Source organism: Rhodococcus sp. P4_B6 (assembly GCF_056402215.1).
The window spans coordinates 21,053-27,583 of the sequence record NZ_JBFUHV010000122.1; the positions used below are offsets into that span (position 1 = coordinate 21,053).

Below are 6,531 nucleotides of genomic sequence, written 5' to 3' on the forward strand. Positions count from 1 at the left end.
GCATGAGACAGCCGTCGTAGCGGTCATAATCGCACGGATCCCGGCGTCGTGTCGCCGTACCGCGGAGCGGACTCGTGTCGCCGAACCGTGGAGCGGACCCTAGGGTGGGGACGTGCGGGGATTGATATTGGACTTCGGCGGAGTTCTCGCGGGTCCCGGTTCGGACATGGACGGCCTGTCGTCCGTCCTCGCCGGTGCCCGGACCCGTGGTGTGCGGACCGCGATCCTCAGCAACGATCCCGGCGGTCCCGGCGCGCAGTGGTTGCGGGAACTCGGCGACGGCCGGCTGGTCGATCAGGTCGTGCTGTCCGGGGATGTCGGTGTCGCCAAACCTGATCCGCGGATCTACCGGCTGACGGCCGGCGCGCTCGGTCTGGAGCCGGGCGACTGTATCTTCGTCGACGACCTGCCGGCCAACGTTCGGGGCGCAGTGGCTGTCGGGATGGTGGGCATCCACCACGTCGACGGCGCGGCCACGGCGGACGAGATAGCGATACTTCTCGAGGTGGATCGAGACGGGATGCAAGGGGGACAGGCGCCGACATGGTGACGAGACTGACTACGCAGGATGCATCGTTCTACTTCCTCGAGGCGAGCAGTACGCCGATGCACGTGGGATCGCTGGCGATCTTCCGGAAGCCGCGAAACGGGTTGTCCTACGAGGAATTACTGAGCCTGGTCGAGGAGCGGTTGAGCCTGGTGCCGCGCTACCGGCAAAAGGTGCGGGAGGTGGCGCTGGGACTGTCGCGGCCGGTGTGGGTGGACGACCAGGACTTCGACATCGAGTACCACGTCCGGCGGTCGGCGCTGCCGAAGCCCGGATCGGACGCCCAGTTGCACGACCTGGTCGCACGGCTCACGTCCCGGCCCCTCGACAACACGCGTCCCCTGTGGGAGATGTATCTGGTGGAGGGGTTGTCGAACAACCGCTTCGCGATCTTCACGAAGTCTCATTCCTCGCTGGTCGACGGCGAGACGGCGCTCGAGATCGGTCAGGTGATCCTGGACCCGGCGAAGACCCGGCGGCCGATGGCCGAGGAACTGTGGATGCCGAGCCCCGCCCCCAGTGAGTCCACCCTCATCGCGGGGGCGCTGGCGGAGATGGTGTCGAGGCCGGGCGAGGGTCTGGCCGCGCTGCGGATGACGTTGGGTGACATGGCGTCTGCGCTCGGCGAGACCGTGCGCACCGTCGGTAAGCTCGCCGCCGTGGTCCGCACCGCGACGCAGGTGGCGCCGTCGAGTCCGCTCAATGCGACGATCTCCCGCAATCGGCGGTTCGCGGTGGTCAAGACCGAACTGGGCGACTACCGGAAGATCCGCGCGCAGTACGGGTGCGAGGTCAACGACGTCATCCTCGCCGTCGTGTCGGGTGCGATGCGGTACTGGCTGCTGTCCCGCGGTGAACCGGTGGCCGAGTCGACCACGGTCCGGGCCATGGTCCCGATGTCCGTGTACGCGACGGATCCCGAGGCCGACGACGAGGCGTCCCGCCGCGGCGAGTGGGCGGACCCGCGGAGCATGGTGTCGTCCTTCCTCATCGACCTGCCGGTCGGGGAACCGAACGCGGTGGTGCGGCTGTCGCACGTGGCGCACGCCATGGAGGCGCACGCGAAGCAGAGTCAGCGGGTCACCGCGGAGACCCTGGTGCGGTTGTCGGGGTTCGCGCCCGCCACGCTGCACGCGATGAGTGCCCGTGTCGCGAGCAGCTTCTCGCAGCGCATGTTCAATCTGATGATCACCAATGCTCCGGGTCCGCAGATGCCGTTGTACGTCGGGGGAGCGCGGATGCTCGAGATGTACCCGGTGTCGCCCCTGCTGAAAAACCAGACTTTGAGCATCGGCCTCACGTCCTACGACGGCAACGTCTACTACGGTTTGAATGCAGACCGTGACGCCATGGCCGACGTGGACGTGGTGGCGGCGCTGCTGTACGAATCTCTCGAGGAGTTGTTGGATGCCAGCCGGTGAGAAGTCCGCGGTGCGAATGACGGGTGACGCATGACGAGGGTGTACGTTCCCGCGACGATCGAGATCCTGCAGCGGCTCGTCGCCGACCAGGAGTTCGATCCGATGAGCCGTACCGCCTTCGCCGTCACCGCCACGCTCCGCGAGGCGTACTCGTCGGGCGACGACGACGAACTGGCCGAGGTCGCGATGGCCGAGGCCGCCCGGGCGTCGCTGCGTCTGATCGCGGGCCGGGTGGGGGAGAGCGGGAGCGACGGGGTCCGCTTCCGCCGCGCCGTGGTCGCCGCGGACATCGACGACGTGACACCCCGTCCGGACCTCGACGACGCCGTCGTCCGGTTGCCCGGTCCGGTGACTATCGGCCGGGTCGCGTCGGTGCACGTGGACCTCGCGGAGGCCGAGCGCGACATCGAACGGGCCGTGTCGGCGATCGACGAGGCGGATCTCGGGGATCCGGACGCCGAGTTCGTTCTCGGTGACGCCGAGGATCACGTTCTGGCGTGGTACGCCACCCAGGAGCTTCCGTTCCTGCTCGAACTGCTCTGACCGGTGCGTCCTCTTACCTTGGGGTAACCTACGGTACCGTAACTTGAAAACCTACGGTAGCGTAGGTCGTGACGGAAAAGGTGGAGGTCGGATGGGTCTGAAGGATTGGATCGAGGCGCCCGCAGCAGCGGTCGTGCCCGCCAAGCGGTCCAAGCTCAATTGGTTGCGCGGTGCGGCGGCACGTCTGACGACGCCGTTGCTACCCGACGACTACCTGCACCTGGCCAACCCGCTGTGGTCCGCCCGCGAGCTGCGTGGACAGATCGTGGACGTGCGCGCGGAGACGGCGGACTCCGCCACGATCGTCATCAAGCCGGGCTGGGGATTCGACTTCGACTACGAGCCCGGCCAGTACATCGGCATCGGCCTGCACATCGACGGACGCTGGCACTGGCGTTCGTACTCCCTCACCTCGCCGCCGAACTGGGACGACAAGCGCATCTCCATCGCAGTCAAGGCGATGCCTGAGGGATTCCTGTCGAGTCACCTCGTCAACGGTGTGCCGTCCGGGACGATCGTCCGGCTCGCGACGCCCACGGGCAACTTCGCGTTGCCCGACCCGCCGCCGCAGCGCATCCTGTTCCTCACCGCGGGCAGTGGCATCACTCCCGTCATGGCGATGCTGCGCACGATGAACCGGCGCGGCCAGCTCCCCGACGTCTTCCACGTCCACTCGGCGCCCACCGACGCCGACGTGATGTTCGCCGACGAACTCACCCAGCTCCACGAGGAGCACGACGACTTCCGGTGCAAGATCCAGCTCACCCGCAGCCAGGGCAAGTTCGCGTTGTCCTCGCTCGACGAGGTGTGCCCGGACTGGCGCGAACGGCAGACGTGGGCCTGCGGGCCGCTGCCGATGCTCGACGAGATCGAGACGCTGTGGCGCGACGAGAACATCGAGGGCAAGCTGCACCTCGAGCGTTTCGCCGTCTCCCGCGCGGACACGTCCGGCGAGGGCGGAACGGTGACGTTCGCCAAGGCCGACAAGACCGTCACGATCGACGGTGCCACCACTCTCCTCGAGGCCGGTGAACAGGTCGGGGCGCTCATGCCGTTCGGCTGCCGGATGGGGATCTGCCAGACCTGTGTCGTGCCGATCCTCGCCGGGCACGCCATCGACCTGAGGTCCGGCAAGCAGCATGCCGAAGGTGACCGAGTCCAGACTTGTATCTCGGCGGCGGCAGGGGACTGCACGCTCGACGCGTGAGCGTGAGCGTGTTGTTCACCTGACTCCGCTATTCTCGGACTCTCACCAGACGGAGGAGCACGGTGGCGATCACCGACATCAAAGAGTTCGCGCATCTGACCGAAGCGGACATCGAATCGCTCGGGCGTGAGTTGGATGCGATCCGGCTCGACGTGGAGGATTCGCGCGGCGTCCGCGACGCCCGATACATCCGCCGGGCCATCAGGGCGCAACGACTGCTGGAGCTCGGTGGCCGGCTCGCACTGTTCGGGAGCCGGTACCGGCCGGCCTGGCTGGCGGGCACCGCGATGCTCTCCCTCTCGAAGATCATCGAGAACATGGAACTCGGCCACAACGTGATGCACGGCCAGTGGGACTGGATGAACGATCCGGAGATCCACTCGATGTCGTGGGAGTGGGACCAGACCGGCCCGTCCGAGCACTGGAAGCGGGCCCACAACTACTCCCATCACACGTTCACCAACATCGTGGGAATGGATTCCGACGTCGGTTTCGGCATCCTCCGGATGACCCGCGACGAGGAGTGGCGGCCGATCAACCTGCTGCAGCCGTTCGCCAACATCGTCCTGGCCGCCACGTTCGAGTGGGGGATCGCGCTCCACGACCTCACGTTCGCGGCCGAGTTGGAGGGCGCGGAGAAGGGGCAGCTCAACTCGCAGGCCAACAAGGATTTCGCCCGCAAGATCTTCCGTCAGGTCGGCAAGGACTTCCTCCTGTTCCCGGTGCTCGCGGGACCGGCGTGGAAGTCGACTCTGACGGCGAACACCACCGCCAATCTCGTGCGGAACCTGTGGGCGTATGTGGTGATTTTCTGTGGGCACTTCCCGGACGGCGCCGAGAAGTTCACCGTGGACGAATACGAGAACGAGACCCGGCACGAGTGGTACCTCCGGCAGATGCTCGGCAGCGCCAACTTCGACTCCGGCAAGATCATGGGTTTCATGAGCGGGAATCTCAGCTACCAGATCGAGCATCATCTGTTCCCCGATCTGCCGAGCAACCGGTACCCGGAGATCGCCGTGAAAGTGCGGGCGCTGTGCGAGAAGTACGACCTCCCCTACACCACGGGGTCGCTCGCCAAGCAGTACCTRCTGGCCCTGCGCACGATCCACAAACTCGCCCTGCCCGACCGCTTCCTGCGCGCGACGGCGGACGACGCCCCCGAGACGTCCTCGGAACGGAAGTTCCGCGATGCTCGCGACGCGGGTGCCGCGATGGTCGAGACGCTGCGCACGGATCCCGTGACCGGACAGCGCCGGGGTCTGCTGTCGGCGCTGCGCGCCCACGCGGAGGCCAAGATCCCGCGCCGTCGTCGGTGATTTCACTCACACCTACACTCAAGTAACCTACGGTGTCGTAACTTACGGTACGGTAGGTCATGTCAGCGCCTATCCGGTGTGAACTGTCGACCCAGCCAGGAGGAGGTCCCCCATGGCGATTGCAGATGTCAAGGAATACGCACATCTCACCGAAGCCGATGTCGAGGCGCTCGGGCGCGAGTTGGATGCGATCCGCCGCGATATCGAAGAATCTCGCGGGGAGCGCGACGCGCGCTACGTGCGGAACACCATCAGGTTGCAGCGTGGACTCGAGATCGGCGGCCGCGCAGTGCTGTTCGCGAGCAAGCGGCGCCCTGCCTGGCTGGCGGGCACGGCCTTGCTCTCCCTCTCGAAGATCATCGAGAACATGGAACTCGGCCACAACGTCATGCACGGCCAGTGGGACTGGATGAACGATCCGGAGATCCACTCCACCTCGTGGGAGTGGGACGTGACGGGACCGTCCGCTCACTGGAAGCAGACCCACAACTACATCCACCACAAGTACACCAACGTCCTCGGCATGGACGACGACGTCGGATACGGACTGCTGCGCGTCACGCGTGACCAGCGGTGGAAGCCGTTCAATACCGGCAATCTCGTCTACAACACCCTGCTGGCGCTGTTCTTCGAGTACGGCATCGCGGCGCAGCACCTCGAACTCGGCAAGGTCGCCAAGGGGCGCGTATCGAGCGAGGAAACCCAGCGCAAGCTTCGCGAGGTCGGCGAGAAGATCGGCAAGCAGATCCTCAAGGACTACGTGATCCACCCCGCGGTCACCGGTCCCGCGTGGAAGAGCACGCTCACTGCCAATATCGCCGCGAACATGATCCGCAACGTGTGGACCAACGCGATCATCTTCTGCGGGCACTTCCCGGACGGCGCCGAGAAGTTCACGAAGGCCGACATCGACAACGAGACGCAGCCCGAGTGGTACCTGCGCCAGATGCTCGGTAGCGCGAACATCGACGGCGGCAGGCTGATGGACTTCATGTCCGGCAACCTGAGCTATCAGATCGAGCACCACCTGTTCCCCGACCTGCCGAGCAACCGCTACGCGGAGATCGCCGTCCGGGTGCGGGAGTTGTGCGAGAAGTACGACCTGCCGTACACCTCCGGCCCGTTCCTGGTGCAGTACGCGAAGTCGTGGCGCACCATCGCCAAGCTGTCGTTGCCGAACAAGTACCTCAAGGCGACCACGGACGACGCGCCGGAGACGGCGTCGGAGCGCAAGTTCGGTGGAAACACCACGGCGACAATCGATCCCGTGACCGGCCGCCGTCAGGGGCTGAGTTCCGCGATCAAGCGCACCCGCAAGCGTCGCGGTCTGCGCGCGCTGCTTTCCCGCTAGACAACTCCGCTGGACAGTTCCGCCACGGCGCGGTTCGTCCCTCACCAGGCCTCGTTGGACGCGATGGCCGTGAGGAGGTGACGGACCGCGTCGACGCGTTTGGCGGCCTTGCCCTCGAGGTGGTCGAGCGCGCATTCGGGGTC

The 6,531-nt window shown here is 66.1% G+C and carries 6 protein-coding genes; all 6 read left to right on the forward strand.

Translation table 11 applies throughout. The features are described from left to right. Positions 1–112: 112 nt before the first annotated feature. The 6 genes from AC1DWT_RS36400 to AC1DWT_RS36425 all read left to right on the forward strand — a co-directional run bounded on the left by AC1DWT_RS36400 (position 113) and on the right by AC1DWT_RS36425 (position 6,388). Entirely contained in the window at positions 113–550 is a 438-nt protein-coding gene (locus AC1DWT_RS36400; RefSeq protein WP_095860849.1) for an HAD-IA family hydrolase, read from the forward strand. Then, a complete protein-coding gene (locus tag AC1DWT_RS36405; RefSeq protein WP_087556692.1) occupies positions 544–1,968 on the forward strand; it encodes a WS/DGAT/MGAT family O-acyltransferase in 1,425 nt (474 codons plus the stop codon). The genes AC1DWT_RS36400 and AC1DWT_RS36405 overlap by 7 nt, the downstream gene beginning before the upstream one ends. A 30-nt stretch (positions 1,969–1,998) precedes the next feature. After that, a complete protein-coding gene (locus AC1DWT_RS36410) occupies positions 1,999–2,511 on the forward strand; it encodes a DUF6912 family protein (protein ID WP_072937636.1) in 513 nt (170 codons plus the stop codon). A gap of 91 nt (positions 2,512–2,602) precedes the next feature. Then, a complete protein-coding gene (locus AC1DWT_RS36415) occupies positions 2,603–3,718 on the forward strand; it encodes a ferredoxin reductase (RefSeq protein WP_072937637.1) in 1,116 nt (371 codons plus the stop codon). A gap of 62 nt (positions 3,719–3,780) precedes the next feature. Beyond that, positions 3,781–5,037, forward strand: a complete 1,257-nt coding sequence (locus AC1DWT_RS36420; RefSeq protein ID WP_477924363.1) for a fatty acid desaturase family protein — start codon at positions 3,781–3,783, stop codon at positions 5,035–5,037. Positions 5,038–5,149: 112 nt separating this feature from the next. Beyond that, entirely contained in the window at positions 5,150–6,388 is a 1,239-nt protein-coding gene (locus AC1DWT_RS36425) for a fatty acid desaturase family protein (RefSeq protein ID WP_477924365.1), read from the forward strand. Positions 6,389–6,531: the final 143 nt, after the last annotated feature.

What these genes read in the sequence shown, in the direction of transcription:
- AC1DWT_RS36415 (WP_072937637.1), top strand. Translation starts at nt 2,603, where the DNA reads ATGGGTCTGAAGGATTGGATCGAGGCGCCCGCAGCAGCGGTCGTGCCC.
- AC1DWT_RS36425 (WP_477924365.1), top strand. Translation starts at nt 5,150, where the DNA reads ATGGCGATTGCAGATGTCAAGGAATACGCACATCTCACCGAAGCCGAT.
- AC1DWT_RS36410 (WP_072937636.1), top strand. Translation starts at nt 1,999, where the DNA reads ATGACGAGGGTGTACGTTCCCGCGACGATCGAGATCCTGCAGCGGCTC.
- AC1DWT_RS36405 (WP_087556692.1), top strand. Translation starts at nt 544, where the DNA reads ATGGTGACGAGACTGACTACGCAGGATGCATCGTTCTACTTCCTCGAG.